This is a genomic window from Mesorhizobium sp. LNJC391B00 (assembly GCF_000502535.1).
GTDB lineage: Bacteria > Pseudomonadota > Alphaproteobacteria > Rhizobiales > Rhizobiaceae > Mesorhizobium.
In genome coordinates this window covers 1-16,650 of sequence record NZ_AYWI01000026.1, presented here as the reverse complement: position 1 = coordinate 16,650, position 16,650 = coordinate 1, and the positions used below count along the sequence as shown (strand labels likewise).

15 protein-coding genes are annotated in these 16,650 nt (G+C 61.1%); 6 read left to right on the top strand and 9 right to left on the bottom strand.

All coding sequences use genetic code 11. From position 1 onward, the window contains the following. Positions 1-142 precede the first annotated feature (142 nt). From X750_RS134635 to X750_RS134645, 3 genes are all read right to left on the bottom strand, one after another. Complete coding sequence (locus X750_RS134635; RefSeq protein ID WP_023708778.1) at positions 143-1,564, bottom strand: MFS transporter; 1,422 nt, start codon at positions 1,562-1,564, stop codon at positions 143-145. A gap of 473 nt (positions 1,565-2,037) precedes the next feature. Continuing rightward, on the bottom strand, positions 2,038-3,039 hold the full coding sequence (locus X750_RS134640) for a hypothetical protein (RefSeq protein WP_023705809.1): 1,002 nt from the start codon (positions 3,037-3,039) through the stop codon (positions 2,038-2,040). An 87-nt stretch (positions 3,040-3,126) separates the two neighbouring features. After that, entirely contained in the window at positions 3,127-3,888 is a 762-nt protein-coding gene (locus tag X750_RS134645) for a hypothetical protein (protein WP_023724339.1), read from the bottom strand. A 138-nt stretch (positions 3,889-4,026) separates the two neighbouring features. On the opposite strand from X750_RS134645, the gene X750_RS134650 reads away from it, so the two are divergent. Next, positions 4,027-5,055 carry a DUF4238 domain-containing protein gene (locus tag X750_RS134650; RefSeq protein WP_084567232.1) on the top strand — a complete coding sequence of 343 codons (1,029 nt, stop codon included), beginning with the start codon at positions 4,027-4,029 and terminating at the stop codon, positions 5,053-5,055. A gap of 86 nt (positions 5,056-5,141) precedes the next feature. Here the strand turns inward: X750_RS134650 and X750_RS134655 are convergent, their stop codons facing one another. Then, positions 5,142-5,381, bottom strand: coding sequence for a hypothetical protein (locus X750_RS134655; protein WP_348524497.1), 240 nt, complete (start codon positions 5,379-5,381; stop codon positions 5,142-5,144). Positions 5,382-5,926: 545 nt separating this feature from the next. Further along, a complete protein-coding gene (locus X750_RS1000000167490; protein WP_023705814.1) occupies positions 5,927-6,058 on the bottom strand; it encodes a hypothetical protein in 132 nt (43 codons plus the stop codon). A gap of 680 nt (positions 6,059-6,738) precedes the next feature. On the opposite strand from X750_RS1000000167490, the gene guaB reads away from it, so the two are divergent. From guaB to X750_RS134675, 3 genes are read left to right on the top strand one after another with little or no spacing between them, the layout of a single operon-like run. Next, positions 6,739-8,241 carry an IMP dehydrogenase gene (gene guaB, locus X750_RS134665; RefSeq protein WP_023730834.1) on the top strand — a complete coding sequence of 501 codons (1,503 nt, stop codon included), beginning with the start codon at positions 6,739-6,741 and terminating at the stop codon, positions 8,239-8,241. Positions 8,242-8,260: 19 nt separating this feature from the next. Next, positions 8,261-8,830 (top strand): hypothetical protein, encoded by a 570-nt coding sequence (locus tag X750_RS134670; RefSeq protein ID WP_023749016.1) that lies wholly within the window; start codon positions 8,261-8,263, stop codon positions 8,828-8,830. 22 nt (positions 8,831-8,852) lie between these two features. Next, a complete protein-coding gene (locus tag X750_RS134675) occupies positions 8,853-9,272 on the top strand; it encodes an MAPEG family protein (protein WP_023673032.1) in 420 nt (139 codons plus the stop codon). A gap of 63 nt (positions 9,273-9,335) precedes the next feature. Here X750_RS134675 and rnd read toward each other — a convergent pair whose 3' ends face one another. From rnd to X750_RS134690, 3 genes are all read right to left on the bottom strand, one after another. Continuing rightward, entirely contained in the window at positions 9,336-10,487 is a 1,152-nt protein-coding gene (gene rnd / locus X750_RS134680) for a ribonuclease D (protein ID WP_023682426.1), read from the bottom strand. A gap of 75 nt (positions 10,488-10,562) precedes the next feature. Then, entirely contained in the window at positions 10,563-11,807 is a 1,245-nt protein-coding gene (locus X750_RS134685) for an MFS transporter (RefSeq protein WP_023749015.1), read from the bottom strand. 104 nt (positions 11,808-11,911) lie between these two features. Continuing rightward, entirely contained in the window at positions 11,912-13,117 is a 1,206-nt protein-coding gene (locus X750_RS134690; protein ID WP_023700572.1) for an MFS transporter, read from the bottom strand. Between the two features lie 111 nt (positions 13,118-13,228). Here X750_RS134690 and X750_RS134695 point away from each other — a divergent pair, with 111 nt between their 5' ends. After that, complete coding sequence (locus X750_RS134695) at positions 13,229-13,987, top strand: DeoR/GlpR family DNA-binding transcription regulator (RefSeq protein ID WP_023700571.1); 759 nt, start codon at positions 13,229-13,231, stop codon at positions 13,985-13,987. Positions 13,988-14,117: 130 nt separating this feature from the next. Next, positions 14,118-15,905, top strand: coding sequence for an aspartate--tRNA ligase (aspS, locus tag X750_RS134700; protein WP_023749013.1), 1,788 nt, complete (start codon positions 14,118-14,120; stop codon positions 15,903-15,905). A 245-nt stretch (positions 15,906-16,150) separates the two neighbouring features. Here aspS and X750_RS134705 read toward each other — a convergent pair. Continuing rightward, positions 16,151-16,650, bottom strand: a 500-nt coding sequence (locus X750_RS134705; RefSeq protein ID WP_023749012.1) for an integrase core domain-containing protein, incomplete at its 5' end; no start/stop codon positions are given.

Below are 16,650 nucleotides of genomic sequence, written 5' to 3'. Positions count from 1 at the left end.
TCAAAAAGGACGACCAGGATCCTGTCGGTCTCCTTCCCACCCCAAACATAGCATGGGAACAACACACAGGATCCTCGGGTCTGCGCGACGCTTTGAGTCGCTTCGCCCTAGGATGAACGAAGTGATGAGGGGCGCTCGCCCCTTACTTCCCAGCCGTGCTCACCGGCTCCAGCGTCTTCGGCGTCGTCAGCCGGCCATGTCCCGACACGGCATTGCCGGCATCCGGCGCCAGCCGCATGAATGACACGGACGCTGCCGCCGACACCGCCGCCACGATGAAGAAGGCGATGTGAAAGTCGGAGAGCACCAGCGGTCCGCCATGGATCGAAGTCGAGACTTCCAGAATGCCGCCGGCAAGCGCCACGCCGAGCGCGATCGATAGCTGCTGGAACACCGCCGCGATCGGCGTCGCCTTGCTGGTGTCTTCGGCCGACACCTCGGCATAGGAGAGCGCGTTGACGCCGGTGAAGAACATCGAGCGGATGAAGCCGCCGACCAGCAACATGGCCAGCATCAGCGCGTAAGGCGTGTCCGGCGTGAACAGCCCGTAGATGGCGATCGATGCGGCGGCGATCAGCGAGCCCCAGATCAGCACCCGGCGGAAGCCGGCGAGCCGGAAGATCAGAGCTGTGACGAACTTCATGCCGATGGCGCCGATGGCCGAGACGAAGGTGATCATGCCCGACTGGAAAGGCGTCAGCCCGAAGCCGATCTGGAACATCAGCGGCAGCAGGAAAGGCACCGCGCCGATGCCGATGCGAAACAGCGAACCGCCGAGCACGGAGGAGCGGAACACCTGGTTGCGGAACAGTTCCAGCGCCAGCAATGGATTTTGCGCCCTGCGCGCATGCAGGAGATAGAGCACGCCGGACACCAGCCCAACCGCCACGGTGATGAGGCCGGTCGCCGGCGGCAGATAGGGAAGGCTGACCACCGACAGGCCGAAGACGACGCCGGAGGCCGCCAGTCCGCTCAGCACGAAGCCGACGAAATCGAGCGGTGGCGTCTCCATCGAGTCGGTCTGCGGCAGGAAGCGCGTTGCCAGCCAGATGCCGATCAGGCCGATCGGCACGTTGATGAGGAAGATCCAGTGCCAGGTGAAATAGGTGGTGATGAAGCCGCCGATCGGTGGGCCGACAAGCGGCCCGACCAGTGCCGGCACCGTCAGCCATGACATGGCGGCAACCAGCTCGCTTTTCGGCGTCGCGCGCACCAGCACCAGGCGGCCGACCGGCGTCATCATGGCGCCGCCTATGCCTTGCAGGAAGCGCGAGACGACGAAGGCCGGCAGCGAATTGGAGATGGCGCAGGCGACCGAGCCGACGATGAACACGCCAATCGCTGCGCGAAACACGTTCTTGGCGCCGAACCGGTCGGCCATCCAGCCGCTGATCGGAATGAAGATCGCCAGCGACACCAGATAGGCGGTCAGCGCCAGCTTGAGCGCGATCGGGCTGGTGTGGATGTCGACGGCAATCGCCGGCAGCGATGTCGCAATGACGGTCGAATCCATGTTTTCCATGAACAAGGCGACCGCCAGAATGAGCGGAATGATGCGGTTCAACGAACGCGTCCGAACTGGTCAAAATGTGCGTGCGGTCTGGGGGGCAAGCCGACACGAAAGGGCGGTTATCACGCCTTTACCCGTATGTCGCATTAATTTGCTGTCACTTTTGTGCGACCCGCGCCGTTGCGGCTCCGTGCTGCCAACCCGCAAAGCCGGCTAAATCCTGTCGTCGCCCAGGTTTGAAGTCATCGGCCATGATTAGAATCGTAGATCGAGGTCATTTGCCATAGGGGCACGGAAGCATCTACGTGGACGATTTCACAGATGCGACCGGCGAACGCGCGGCCCCAAAACTGGCTCGCACGGCGATCGAGCAGGTCTGTTCCATGACCGCATCCTGTATTGGAACTGGCTTGGTCTGTACGGCCCGAGCCTATCAACGAAGGTGAGGCATTGGCGGAGGCGATCATTGCAACGGTCGAGCGGTTGAGCCGATAGCGATCATGCGTTGTTTGCCGAATGAGCCTACCTTATTTGGTAACGGAACAGATCACTGTAAACATCCCATAGCCACACTTATTCCCGCCATGCACCGATACTTTCGCAACCGCTTGGACCTCGCCTGCGAGCGATTGACACTGCTTTGCCGCCCACGCTTCAACACTCACGTCACAATAAAGGTATGCGCTGTGAGGTCCTCCGCAGTTTCTCTCATATTCACCCGTGCAAACCTGATACGTGACTGTCGTGGTAGTCGAGGGCGGTTTGGGGGGATCTTCAGCTTTCGGCGGCTGTGTCCTTTCTGGATCTGGATCGCCGGGCGTAAGGCTGAGCCAAACGACAGAGTCTGCGTCCGGATTCGACCAGACTTGGACATCGTTTACCAAGTATGTATTGGTAGACAAATATAAGGACCCTGTATAGTCGCGCTTGGGGTCGATCGTGTTAGTCAAACTTGGCGGAGCTTTCTGGTCGTTGGCCGTCCCTGTTGAGGCGTAGCCGACTATCACTTGGGGCAAATTCTTGCGAGGACGGACTACGTCCCCGATGCGTATGGGATAGGTTCGATCTGGGGACCCACTGTAGCTTGCAATGTTGACAAACGGGCCGACGGCCCAAACCTTCTTGCTCTTGTCCAAGTAACCAACGTAAGCCCATCCGCCCGAGCGCGCGCCCTCACCTATGAGCGGTTTGGTTGGGGGAAGGCTCATTGTTGCGACTATCGTTCCTATGCCTATTAAGAGCGCAAGAAACATAAAACCAATGAAATACTGGCGTTGCTGCTGCGCCTTCAACGCAAGCTGCTCAAGCACAATCTTGGCGCGATCGTTCGGCGGAATTTTTGCAAGATCGATACGAATGTATTCGGCAGCATCACTGGCGGCCGCTAAGCGGTCCTTTGCAGGGACAGCTAGAAGTTTCTTTTCCCGACTTTTCAACTTCTGTTGATATGCATAGGTAAGGGCGGCGACGATAAAGGCGATCAGCGTTAGCCCTGAGCCGACGTATTTGATTGCATCAAACAATGCCATAACAATGCCCCCGTGGCGTGCTCAACATGCTTATACAAATTGAAAAAGAAATAAAGCATCAGCATGCCACCGTGACCTCATTGGGCCTCATTCATCCCTGGGCTTGCAGACTTCAAGCAAATAGGCAGTGGCCGCTTCAAACCTTTCAAATCCTAGTTGCGCCAACTCGGCTTTCTGCTTCGGCGAGGTCCCTGGCATAATGCTCCTGACTTCAGCGAGCAGGGTTGCAATTTCTCGGAGCAGGACGATCTGACCAAAAGTGGCCTTCCGTCCAGGAAATTGCTCGAGGGCGTTACGGACGGCTTCAACGGAAGAACTAAAGGACTCAATCACATCGCCTATAAAAGCTGCTCGATCAAATGGGCCTCGCACGAGTTTTGACTCGCCTTGGCCGGTTCTTATTACTATTTGCTGTCTACTCCCCTGCGACACTAGGGTTGTGATGCCATCAAGAACCACTTTCAAGTGTTTGTCGTTTTCCGCCCAAACCATCATCTCAGTTTGCGTTCCGATGAATTTGGCTTGATTGCGTGCTTCCTCCGCCTGCTCCTTGGCTACCTGCCGGTTCTGTTCGAATTCGCGCCGAGTAAGCTGCAGCTCTCGGCGTTGCAGGGAAAGCTCTTGCGACTGAACCATCGTGGCTACGAACAGCCAAAGGAACGCCAATGGCGCGAAGATTCCGGCCAGCGCATCGGCGAGGTCGTGAAGCTCCATCGGCGCGCTGAACTTGACGAAATCGCTGGCCCCCACCGTCCAAGCGACTAAAGCGACGTAAAGGCCGGTGAACAAGAATCCGAGCTTCACCCAGCCAGACGTTTTTGCCGATTCTGCCGCCTCAGTTTGTGTCATTTGATCCCCCCTGCCTTGCTTGATCAGCTACCAGTTCTCTGCAGCCCGTGCTAGCTGTTCCAACTAGCCGACTAGACTCGCTCCCTATTAAATCGGATATACTTGGGTCCACAAAAAGTTGAAACAGATGGCTGCTCCATGAATAAGAAGAAAGACAACAATCATTTTATTTCAGAATTCCAGCTTCGGCATTTTCGTTCTGCTCCACCTCCTCGGAAGCCGGGCAAATATTTCGTTTGGGCCTACGATCAAAAAGAAGAACCTGATTGCAGGAATATAAAGAAGGTAGCGTCATCCCATCAATTTTATGGCAAAGAGGACGATCGACTGGAGGACGCTTTTGCGGTTAGCGAAAGCAAGAACGGCGCGATGTATGCCGCAATCCTTTCCGGTTCTAATCTGCCGGTCAAATTTGAACATGAAATGGGAAATTTGTTTTGGCTGCTGGCTTTTCGTACTCGCGCAATGAGGGATCGAATGCGCAGTGGCATCCACAAGACGGCCAGTTTGATGGCCGATACGGCTCTGGGTGTTGACGCTGCCGGTTATCTAACCAGAAATATCGATCTGAAAGTTGGCGAAGCAATAGCGGAAGCGCTACCGCAACAGACTCCAGAGCAAAATGAAATCCTAAAAAAATATATTCTGGAAAATATAGATCGGAACCAGTTGGGCGGTGTTATGCAAATGATGTTCCAGGCGTTTGCGGCTCATGTTAACACAGACACGTTCGATAATAGCCACAACACGAGCTTGCAAAGATTCCTTGACTCAGGTGGGGTGTGTCCCGAACCCAGAAGGCCGGAATCTTGGGCTATCGTTCAAAATCCTGATAAGAATTTTGTGTTAGGTGACGCCGGCGTTTTCTGCGTAGATCGAGAAAAAAAGATCTCCACTTTTGTCGGCGCCTCAAACGACTGGCGAGAGGCTTATCTTCCAATAAGTCCATCGTTGGCGGTTGTTGGAATGCGAGGGATAGCTGTCCCTACGATGACCCCGGAAGAGATCGTAACGGCTTCGATATCGACTTCCGGACGACAGTTCTATGCAGACGTTTTCTCGGCTGCTCTCGCTGATCGTGCCTTGAAGGAAATCAATAGCGCAGGTGAATTGATTGGCGACGCAGATGTGGCTGAAATAACAACTAGTGTGTGGCAGGAAAAATAAATCGCCAGGTGTGATGTTCGCCGTGACGAGATCGCTCAGATTCGTTGTGAAGCGATTTTTCCTCGGTGCCTTAAGTCAGTTTCCCGTCACACCTTTGACTTCCGCCAGCCGGCCCACCACGCTTCCCATTGAGAGCAGAACCAGCGCTCGCCCTTTGCCGAGTTGACGACCGTCTCGTTGTAATATCGCTGCCCTGGCATGTGGTAGATGCGTTCGCCAGTCACGGCGCTGATATTGCCGTTGATGTTGCAACCGGCCGGGGCAAGCGCCCTGGAATCCCCCTGCCGATGCACGGTCGGAAGGGGATGCTGTTCGCTCTGCGGCATGAAATAGCTGGCAGCGGCAACACCGCACAACAGGACCGGGATTAGCGCCCGCTGTTCCAGCAACGAGCGTCTATGCCTTCGTAGGCCGAGAAGCCGTGTGACGGTGGAGCCCCATAACCCTTTCCCCACGGGCAGAATGCGACTAACGGGGATCGAAGTCCACTGCTTCGCGCCTACCATACGGGTGGGGTTCATTCATCACAGCGGGGCGCAGACTTAAGCTGCGCGCGCACCGTCCTGCCCAAGCCTGAAGCCCCATTGATACGGAGTAGTGCCGAGTGGAGCTTCGTAGGGCCTTGGGACTGTGGGAACGACGTCGGGCTTCAACGACTGGAATCCATCGACATAGCCGTCTTCGAATGTCTTCTTGGGATAAGCTGGAACGTCCTTCATAATCGTCATTTTGGCGTGTACCTCGCTAAGCGGCGCCTGCCTAAGGGGACATAGGCGCGCCATCGAAACCCTGCAACCATGTGTTTGGCGAATTTTGCGGTCCGGAACGGCGACCCGGTCAAGCAGCCCGCCGGAGCCTGTGAAGAGATCGATCATTCGCCCGGGTCCAGCGGTTTGTGCCACCACCATTTGATGAAGCGGGCAAAAGCGATCACGCCGGCAACGACGCCGAACGCGCTTGCGGTCAGGGTGAGCACCTGGCCTAGGTCGAGGGTGATTATCATGGGAGCGCTCCTTTCAAGACAGATCTCGCCATTGAGAAAAGTTCTAAAAGGAACTGCTAAGATAGACGCTGAGCCCTTACGACATGTCAACAGGGAAACTGCCGTGATACCCGGCTACAATAATCAAACCCCGTCATGCACAGGCACGAACTGCTCCGAAACCACTCCGGCCGAACGAGCTGAACGAACTCGCATGAACAGACGCCAATTGCTTCGATCACGTTTCCGTTACTGCGGCAGAGCGCGAGACACGTTTATCGCAAACATATACTCAGGCGCATTTGCTAGGCTTTGCGCGCCGGTAGGGCACAGTTCATAATGCCGGGCCATAAGTTACGGCGACCGGCGAGGGGCGGCGGGCACATAAGGCGGCAGGGGGGCGGCGATACCCTTCGAGACCGTCGGCGAGGCCAGGGGTTCGCCCTGCGCGATAGGCGAGGTCGTAGGAGGATGGATGGCATTCGGGTCACGCTGGCCAGCTTTAATGCGCTGACTTAACACGGCGTTCCGGGGCAACCCCAACACTTTGCGGTGACATGCAATCACCGGCTTTTCATCGGCGCCGCGACGTGTTACCAGCCAGCGCCAATCCTGAAAGGGAAGAAACGAGTCGGCGCTGTCCATTTCGGTCCAGCGCTTTTTTGTATTCCCCCAGCGCTTTTCGTATCCGAGGACTGGCCATGGCAAAAATCATCGAAACGTCCACCGGCGCGCTGGCGCTGACCTTTGACGACGTGCTGTTGCAGCCCGGTCATTCCGAGGTCATGCCCGGTGAGACCGACATCCGCACCCGCATCGCCACCGACATCGACCTCAACGTGCCGATCCTGTCGGCCGCCATGGACACCGTCACCGAGGCGCGGCTCGCCATCGCCATGGCGCAGGCCGGCGGCATCGGCGTCATCCACCGCAATTTCTCGCCGGCCGAACAGGCCGAGCAGGTGCGTCAGGTCAAGAAGTTCGAATCGGGCATGGTCATCAATCCGGTCACCATCGGCCCCGACGCCACGCTCGCGGACGCGCTGGCGCTGATGCGCACCTATTCCATCTCGGGCATTCCGGTGGTCGAGAATGGCGGCAGCGGCGGCCAGAAGATCGGCCGCCTGGTCGGCATCCTGACCAACCGCGACGTGCGCTTCGCCTCCGATCCGGGGCAGAAAGTCTACGAATTGATGACCCGTGAGAACCTGATCACGGTCAAGGAGAATGTCGACCAGGACGAGGCCAAGCGGCTGCTGCACCAGCACCGCATCGAAAAGCTCGTCGTCGTGGACAAGTCCGGCAATTGCGTCGGCCTGATCACCGTCAAGGACATCGAGAAGTCGCAGCTCAACCCGCACGCCACCAAGGATGCGCAGGGGCGCCTGCGGGCGGCGGCCGCCACCAGCGTCGGCGATGACGGCTTCGAGCGCGCCGAGCGGTTGATCGATGCCGGTGTCGACCTCCTGGTCATCGACACCGCGCATGGCCATTCGCAGCGCGTGCTCGATGCGGTGACGCGGGCCAAGAAGCTTTCCAATTCCGTCCGCATCCTGGCCGGCAACGTCGCCACCGCCGAAGGCACGCAGGCGCTGATCGACGCCGGCGCCGATGCCGTCAAGGTCGGCATCGGCCCGGGCTCGATCTGCACCACGCGCATCGTCGCCGGCGTCGGCGTGCCGCAGCTTTCGGCGATCATGTCGGCGGTCGAGACGGCGCATAGATCAGGCGTGTCGGTCGTCGCCGACGGCGGCATCAAATATTCGGGTGACCTGGCCAAGGCGCTTGCCGCCGGCGCCAGTGCGGCCATGATCGGTTCGCTGCTGGCCGGCACCGACGAAAGCCCGGGCGAGGTCTATCTGCATCAGGGCCGCTCCTTCAAGGCCTATCGCGGCATGGGCTCTGTCGGCGCCATGGCGCGCGGCTCGGCCGATCGCTACTTCCAGGCCGAGGTTCGCGACACGCTGAAACTGGTCCCGGAAGGCATTGAAGGGCAGGTGCCCTACAAGGGACCTGTGTCTGGCGTGCTGCACCAGCTTGCGGGCGGGCTAAAAGCCGCTATGGGTTATGTCGGTGGCCGCGACCTTGCCGATTTTCGCGAACGCGCCACCTTTGTGCGCATATCCAACGCCGGACTTCGTGAAAGCCACGCCCATGACGTCACGATTACCCGCGAAAGCCCGAACTATCCTGGCGGAGCCTGACCGGCAGCCAGAGCGGTACATGCTCTGGCGCCACCAGGCGACGATCGTGCTGCGGCTGGCGCGCCATGCCGGCGCGCTGTGCTTTGCCGCCGCGGCGGTTTTCATCATCATGACGCTGCTGGAATTCTTCTATTTCCGCCGGCTGAGCGGTGGCCTGCCGTCGCTCGACGTGCGCCTTGGCGGGTTCACGCCCGACGAGGGCATGGCCTGGCTGACGGCACTCGGCCGACGCGGCAGCGAGATCATCCTGGTCTGGCACTATTTGACTTTCGACCTTCTCTTCCCGGCGCTGCTGTCGCTGACCATGGTCAGCCTGATCCTGGCAACCGGGCGGCGGCTGAAGAATTTTCGTGCCATGCCGGTGCAGCTTCAGGCGCTGTTCGCGCTGGTAATCGTGCTGCCCTACACATGCGCCGACTACGCCCAGAACATTGCGGTGGCGCGGCTCTTGTCCGATGCGCTGTCGGCCAACCCGGATTCTCTGTCTTTCGCCTCGTCGCTGATCGTCACCAAATTCGCGCTGCTGGCGATCCCCGTCATCGTCATCGCGTTTTTGATCCTTGCCGCCCAGCGGCGTCCACAGGCATGAACGACAGAGCAGGGGCAACGCCATGAGCCAGACCGCGATTTTCTGGCCGATGCTGGCGCAGGTGTTGCTCGTCTATATCGTCTATGTCGTGATGGGCCGGCGCCGCTACGGCGCGGTCAAATCGGGCGAGGCCAAGGTCGGTCAATACAAGGTGCGCACGACCGAGCCCGGGTCGAGCGTCACGGTTGCCAACAATCTCATCAACCAGTTCGAACTGCCGGTGCTGTTCTATGTGCTGTGCCTGGCGCTGCACGCGACCAATGGCGTCAATTATCTGACCCTGGCCTTGATGTGGATTTTCGTGATTTCCCGCTATGGCCACGCCTGGGTCCACCTCACCAGCAACAATCTGCGGTTTCGCAGCCGCGCCTTCTACGTCGGCGCGATCATTCTCTTGCTGGCATGGATCTGGTTCGCGCTACACCTGCTCGGAGCGGTGTAGGGCAGTTGTTTACCCTCCCCCTTGTGGGGAGGGTCCCTCCGCGCAGCGGAGCGGGGTGGGGGTCTACAAATCGAACACCGCGATCTTGCGCTTGTCGAACTTGATGCCGATTTCGCCGCGCACCAGCTTCAGTGCGGCTTCGCCGAACACGGCGCGTCGCCAGCCCTGCAGGGCCGGCACGTCGGCATCCTCGCCCTCGGCGGCGATGCGGTCGATGTCATCGCTGGACGCAAGCACTTTCGAGGCGACGCCTTCCTTCTCGGCGACGATCCTCAACAGCACTTTCAACAGCTCGGAGGCGGCATTGGAGCCTTCGGGCGGCTGAAAGCTCTTGGGCAGCTTCGGCATCTCTTCGCGGGGCAAAGCGAGCGCCGTGTTGACCGCGCCGAGCAATGCGGTAGCCGTCGACGAACGCTCCCAGCCTTTCGGCGTCGTGCGCAGCTTGCCAAGGGCTGCCGCATCGCGCGGCGCCTGCTGGGCGACCTCGTATATGGCGTCATCCTTGAGCACCCGGCCGCGCGGCACGTCACGCTCGCGCGCCTCGCGTTCGCGCCATGCCGCCACCGTCTGCACGATCGCCAGCTCCTGCGGCTTGCGCAGCCGCATCTTCAGCCGCTTCCAGGCATCCTCGGGGTGCGGATCGTAGGTCTCGCGCGAAGTCAGCACCTCCATTTCCTCGTTCAGCCAATGGGCGCGGTTTTCCCGCTCCAGTTCGGCGCTGAGGTGCTTGTAGACGTCGATCAGATGGGTGACGTCGGCCAGCGCATAATCGAGCTGCTTGTCCGACAGCGGCCGGTGGCGCCAGTCGGTGAAACGCGAGGATTTGTCGAGCCGTGCGCCGGTGATGCGCTGCACCAGCTGATCGTAGGAGACGCTGTCGCCGAAGCCGCAGACCATGGCCGCGACCTGGGTGTCGAACACCGGATGCGGCACCAGATCGCCGAGATGGACGATGATTTCAATGTCCTGGCGCGCGGCATGGAAAACCTTGACCACCGCCTCATTGGCCATCAGCCGGAAGAACGGGGCGAGGTTGATGTCGGGCGCCAGCGGGTCGATCAGCGCGGTGACGCCGGGCGCCGCCATCTGGATCAGGCACAGAATCGGCCAGAATGTCGTTTCGCGGATGAATTCGGTGTCGACGGTGACGAAATCCGACTTTTCAAAAGCGGCGAGAACGGACTCGAGCTCATTTTGGGTGGTGATGACGTGCATCAAATCGCTTTTTAGTAACGGGTAAGGTTCTCTTTCAATTTCAGCCATGGGCGCTTTCGTCAAGCCGCCCTTCGGTCAAGTATCGGCCGATCCGTCGGAATCGCCATTTCTGCGCGCCAGCCGCGCGAAGACGGTTGATGTGCGCAGCAGCGCCGTGAAGCGGCTGCGCTTGCCCGCCGGCACGCTGCCGCGCACCTGCATGCGGTAGAGAATGACGGCGATGAGGGTGGCGTAGACGACTGCGCTGAAGACAAACAGGGCGCCCGGTCCGAAATGTTGCATCACTGCGGACGCCGCGAAGGGGCCACCAATGGCGCCGAAGGAATAGAACAGCATCAAGGCGGCGTTGATCAGCACGAACTCGCCCTTGTCGGCGCGGTCGTTGGAATGCGCCGCCGATAGCGAATAGAGCGGCATGGCGAAGCTGCCGAAGATGAAGACGATGATCAAATTGAGGGTCGGATCGGCGCCGGCGACGAAGACCAGCGCCAGCGCCGCGAACATGGCGCCGCATGTCGTGGCCAAAAGCACCGCGCGCCGATCCCAGCGGTCGGAGAGGTAGCCCAGCGGATACTGGATGAGGGCGCCGCCGAAGATGCCGACGCTGACGAAGGTGACGACATCGGCCACCGACATGCCGATCTGCTCGGCATAGACCGGCGACAGCGTGCGGAACGCGCTGTTGGTGACGCCGACGCAGATGCAGCCGAAGCAGCCGAGCGGCGAAATCCGCCAGACGCGGGCGAGATCGAGCTTGACGTCTTCCGGCGGCGTCGGGTTGGAGCGGTCGCCGAGCGACACCGGAACCAGCGACAGCGTGATCATCATCGACATGATGGCGAAGATGGCAAAGCCGCCGGGGCCGAAGATCGGGATCAGGAACTGCGCGCCGGTCACCGAGCCGATATCGACCATGCGGTAGATGGCCAGCACGCGCGCACGATCCTTGTTTTCGACGCCGGAGTTCAGCCAGGCTTCCATGACGGTGAACAGGCCGGCAAAGCAGAAACCGCCGGTAAAGCGCACCGCGCACCACATCACCGGATCGATCACCAGCACCAGGAGCAGCGTACTGGCCGCGGCGATGGCGGCGAGCGCTGAAAACGTCCGGACATGGCCGACTGCCTTGAGGATGCGGGTGACTGCGAGGCAACCAAGCAGGAAGCCGGCGAAATAGAACGTGCCCATCAGGCCGATGTCGGAGGCCGAAAACCCTTCCTGCGCGCCGCGCAACGCGATCAGCGTGCCCTGCAGCCCGTTGCCGCCAAGCAGGATGCCGGCGGCGATGAGGAGCGGGATCAGCGGGCGGATGGAGGACATACGGAACCGTTGCTTAGGTGGCTCCACAGTTCTGAACCATCGGTGTGGCCAATGCCAGTGGCTTGTCCCGCCGCCAACAGGTGTGTGGCTTCAAGTGCGGCCGTTCAAGCTCCGTCGGCCCTCGCCAAAGCTTCGCTCGCCGGCGCAGGCTTGCCCCGGGACGCCCTTCGGCCAAGCGAGCCGGCAGTCAGCAGGCTGAGGATGATGAAGGGGATGCCGATACCGAAGGCCGAGCGAATGCCCCAATGGTCGGAGACGAAGCCGAGCAATGGCGGGCCGAGCAGGAAGGCGACGAAGGAGATCTGCGACAGCGCCGCGACATTGATTGCCGCGGAGCGGTCCGTGCGTTGGGCCGCCGCCGAGATCGCCAGCGGAAAGATCGCGCTGCTGCCGATGCCAAGTAGCGCAAAGCCCAGCATCGATACGAGCGGGGCAGGCGAGAAGAAGACGAGCAGCACGCCGACCGCCATCGTCGCCAGCAGCACCCGCGCCACGACGCTCGGCGAGTGGCGGTCGACAAAGGAGTCGGCAAAGAAGCGCGTGCTCGCTTGCGAGAATGCAAACAGCGCCACGGTGAAGCCGGCGACGAAAGGGCCCGCATCGAATACGGTGCGCATGTAGATTGCCGACCAGTCGACGCTGGCGCCTTCCATCAGCATCGCCGACAGTGTCACCGCGACGAGGACGAGGATCGGCAGCGTCGGCCGCGCCAGCGTTGGCGCCGTCTCATCATTGCCGGCGAAGCGGCTCGGCGCCGGTTCGTAACCGCCGAGAAACAGCGCGATTCCTGTCGCCACCATCGGTACGACAATCGCCAGGTGCAGTTGCGGCGAAATGCCGAGATGCGCAAGCGCGGCGCCGAACAGGCCGGCGCCGAAAAAGCCGATGCTCCAGAACGAATGCGCCCGGTTCATGATCCGGCGCTTGAGCAGGAATTCGGTTCTGTCGGCCTCGACATTGAGAATGATCTCGACGCTGCCGATCATCAGGCCGACCGGAAACAGCATCAGGAACAGCGCAAGCGGCCCAGGCGCATGCACGGCAATGGCAAAGACAACCGACAAGAGCGGCACCAGCCCGAGCAGCGCGCGGCGGAAGCCGACGCGCTCCAGGATCGGCGCCGTCAGCGTCAGCGCGGTCAAGGTGCCGATTGGCGTCCCGATCAGGCTTAGCCCGAGCGTGCCGTCCCCGATGCCCATGGCGTGCTTGATGTCGGGCAGCCGCGGGAAGATTTGGCCCATGGCGAACGAATAGATCGCAAAGCCGGCGTAGACCCGGTGTTGCGGAGCGAGGCGGAGGCCAAAGGTCATGACGATGACTTTCGGGGAAGAGAGTCGACGGTTGTCACTGATTGATATGCTTACATCTTGCACAAACATGCAAATCGTGCAAGAACGTGCATGAATAAACAGGATCATGCAATGCTGACCGATCAGCGGCATCAAATCATTCGCGATCGCCTCGCCGTCGAGGGAAGGGTGCTGGCCGGCGAGCTGGCAAGCCGCTTCGGCGTTTCGGAGGACACGGTTCGCCGCGACCTCAGGGAACTCGCCAAGGCCGGGCAATGCCGCCGCGTCTATGGCGGTGCGGTCGCGCCCGCACCCTTCGCATCGACACCAGTCGGCCTGCGCGCCGGCCATGCGGTCGAAGAAAAGACGCGGCTGGCCCGCGCGACCGTGGCATTGCTTTCGGGCGGACAGACCCTGTTCATCGACAGCGGCTCGACCAATGCCGCGATCGCCGGGGCCATTTCGCGCGACCTCGAACTGACCGTCGCCACCAATTCCCTCGAAATCGCCTCTGTCCTGTCAGACCACGCTTTGGTCGAACTGATTGTGCTGGGCGGCCGGTTCGACCGCCACCTCGGCGCCTGCGTCGGCGCCGACACGCTTGCCGCCGTCGCGCAACTTGGCGCGGATCTGTTTGTTCTCGGCTCCTGCGGCCTCGATGCGTCGCGCGGCGTCACGGCCTTCGATTCGGCTGAGGCCGAGGTAAAGCGGGCCATGGCCAAGAACAGCGCAGGCATCGTCATCGCTGTAACCAACGACAAGCTGGCCACAGCCGCACCCTACCGGGTCGCCAGGCCAGAGGCGATCCGCCATCTCGTGGTCGAAAAGACCGCGCCGGCCGCGATCCTCGCCGACTTCGAGCGTCAGGGCGCCGAAATCCACTTCGCTTGAACAATGGGCCTGCGCCGGATCACCCGGCTTGCCTTGACAAATCGGGCCTCCCATGCGCTTTTCGCGCAAATTTTGGACCGGGCTTTGATGCTCGACCCACAACCCAGCACCCCGGAATTTTGACATGACAATGCATCGTTACCGCAGCCACACCTGTGCCCAGTTGAGAAAGAGCGATGTCGGCTCTTCGGTTCGCCTGTCGGGCTGGGTGCATCGCGTGCGCGACCATGGCGGCCTGCTGTTCATCGATCTGCGCGACCATTACGGCCTGACCCAGATCGTCGCCGATCCGGATTCGCCCGCCTTCAAGGTGGCCGAGACGCTGCGTGGCGAATGGGTGATCCGCGTCGACGGCGAGGTCAAGGCGCGCCTGCCGGACACCACCAACGCCAACCTGCCGACCGGCGAGATCGAGATCTTTGCCCGCGAGATCGAGGTGCTGTCGGCAGCCAAGGAATTGCCGCTGCCGGTGTTCGGCGAGCCCGACTATCCCGAAGACATCCGCCTGAAGTACCGTTTTCTCGACCTGCGCCGCGAGACGCTGCACAGGAACATCGTGGCGCGCACGAAAATCATCGCCGAGATGCGCAAGCGTATGACCGATGTCGGCTTCACCGAATTCTCGACGCCGATCCTGACGGCCTCGTCGCCGGAAGGCGCGCGCGACTTCCTGGTGCCGTCGCGCATCCATCCCGGCACCTTTTACGCGCTGCCGCAGGCGCCGCAGCAGTACAAGCAACTGATCATGGTTTCGGGCTTCGACCGCTATTTCCAGATCGCGCCCTGCTTCCGCGACGAGGACCCGCGCGCCGACCGTCTGCCCGGCGAATTCTACCAGCTCGACCTCGAAATGAGCTTCGTCGAGCAGGACGACGTGCTGTCGACCATGGAACCGGTGATGCGCGGCGTCTTCGAGACCTTCGCCAACGGCAAGCCGGTGACGCAGACATTCCAGCGCATTCCTTACGATGTCGCCATGCGCAAATATGGCTCCGACAAGCCGGACCTGCGCAACCCGATCGAGATGCAGGCCGTCTCCGACCATTTTCGCGATTCCGGCTTCAAGGTCTTCGCCAACATCCTGGCCAACGATCCGAAGGCCGAAGTGTGGGGCATTCCGGCCAAGACCGGCGGCAGCCGCGCCTTCTGCGACCGCATGAACTCGTGGGCGCAGGGCGAGGGCCAGCCGGGACTGGGTTACATCTTCTGGCGCAAGGAAGGCGACAAGCTTGAAGGCGCCGGTCCGCTGGCCAAGAACATCGGCGAGGAGCGCACCGAGGCGATCCGCCAGCAGCTCGGCCTTGCCGATGGCGACGCCGCCTTCTTCGTCGCCGGCGATCCGAAGAAGTTCGTCGCCTTCGCCGGTGCCGCGCGTACGCGTGCCGGCGAAGAACTGAACCTTGTCGACCGCGAGCGCTTCGAATTGTGCTGGATCGTCGACTTCCCGTTCTTCGAATGGAGCGAGGAGGAGAAGAAGATCGACTTCGCCCACAACCCGTTCTCGATGCCGCAAGGCGGTATCGACGCGCTCAACGGCGACGACCTGCTCGGCATCAAGGCCTTCCAGTACGACATGGTCTGCAACGGCTTCGAGATCGCCTCTGGCGGTATCCGCAACCATTTACCGGAAACCATGGTCAAGGCGTTCGAGACGGTTGGCCTCGACCGCGCCACGGTGGAAGAACGCTTTGGTGGCCTCTACCGCGCCTTCCAGTATGGCGCCCCGCCGCATGGCGGCATGGCGGCCGGCGTCGACCGTGTCGTCATGCTGCTGGTCGGCGCCAAGAACCTGCGAGAGATCACCATGTTCCCGATGAACCAGCAGGCCTACGATTTGTTGATGAACGCGCCTTCGGAAGCCTCGCCGCAGCAGTTGCGTGATCTGTCGCTGCGTGTCGCGGCAGTGAAGAAGGACTGACGGCAGCGTTGAAGCTGCCCTTTCTCCCCGTCTCTATACGGGGAGAAATGTCCGGCAGGACAATGAGGGGCAGCACGCATGCAGGCGATTGGCGAACGGCCTTAGCAGTTGGCGCCTTCTGACAATCGGTTCAGCATCGAACTACAATTTGCAGGCGTTGGCGCCGCCCCTCATCCGCCTGCCGGTGTCCAGCCGATAGATGGGTAACACTTTGAACCGGATACATAGGTGACACTTCTCTCCCCCTATGCGTCCGCCGCAGCGCCAAGCGGATTGGTTGGCGCGGCGCTGCGGCGGGCAAGCTTCATGTGCCGTGTGTCGATGATGCCGAGCGGGTGGGCATGGAATGAGAGTGTCCATTGTCCGTCTTCGGTCTCCAACGCAGCGACCGGTTCGCCCGCCAGCGCTTGCGAGACATATATGAAGCCGCCATTCCATCGGATCTCGCCATTGTGGCGCACGCGGCGGACCGAGGCCTCGGCCGGATAGACGGGCTCGGGTGGTGTCCTGGGCATGGCGCGCTGTGAGGACCGGTAGTGCTGGGCGGGCGTATCCATGCCCAGCGCCTCATGGGGACGTTCCTCATTGTAGCTGTGGCGGAAGGTCTCGAAGGCCTGGCCCTGTGCCGTTCGGTCGGCTTCCGGTGCCTCGGCCATCGGCAGCATGGTCAGGTGAAAGCGCTCGTGACGTCCGTTCTGCTGTGGCCTGCCGGGTGCGATCCGCTCCAAGGTGATGCCGAGCTTGA

Bases quoted from the DNA above. Each gene is read 5' to 3' on its own strand.
- X750_RS134640 (WP_023705809.1), bottom strand. From the start codon at position 3,039: ATGGCATTGTTTGATGCAATCAAATACGTCGGCTCAGGGCTAACGCTG.
- X750_RS134645 (WP_023724339.1), bottom strand. From the start codon at position 3,888: ATGACACAAACTGAGGCGGCAGAATCGGCAAAAACGTCTGGCTGGGTG.
- X750_RS134650 (WP_084567232.1), top strand. From the start codon at position 4,027: ATGAATAAGAAGAAAGACAACAATCATTTTATTTCAGAATTCCAGCTT.
- X750_RS134655 (WP_348524497.1), bottom strand. From the start codon at position 5,381: ATGCCGCAGAGCGAACAGCATCCCCTTCCGACCGTGCATCGGCAGGGG.
- X750_RS1000000167490 (WP_023705814.1), bottom strand. From the start codon at position 6,058: ATGATAATCACCCTCGACCTAGGCCAGGTGCTCACCCTGACCGCAAGC.
- guaB (WP_023730834.1), top strand. From the start codon at position 6,739: ATGGCAAAAATCATCGAAACGTCCACCGGCGCGCTGGCGCTGACCTTT.
- X750_RS134670 (WP_023749016.1), top strand. From the start codon at position 8,261: ATGCTCTGGCGCCACCAGGCGACGATCGTGCTGCGGCTGGCGCGCCAT.
- X750_RS134675 (WP_023673032.1), top strand. From the start codon at position 8,853: ATGAGCCAGACCGCGATTTTCTGGCCGATGCTGGCGCAGGTGTTGCTC.
- rnd (WP_023682426.1), bottom strand. From the start codon at position 10,487: ATGCACGTCATCACCACCCAAAATGAGCTCGAGTCCGTTCTCGCCGCT.
- X750_RS134685 (WP_023749015.1), bottom strand. From the start codon at position 11,807: ATGTCCTCCATCCGCCCGCTGATCCCGCTCCTCATCGCCGCCGGCATC.
- X750_RS134690 (WP_023700572.1), bottom strand. From the start codon at position 13,117: ATGACCTTTGGCCTCCGCCTCGCTCCGCAACACCGGGTCTACGCCGGC.
- X750_RS134695 (WP_023700571.1), top strand. From the start codon at position 13,229: ATGCTGACCGATCAGCGGCATCAAATCATTCGCGATCGCCTCGCCGTC.
- aspS (WP_023749013.1), top strand. From the start codon at position 14,118: ATGCATCGTTACCGCAGCCACACCTGTGCCCAGTTGAGAAAGAGCGAT.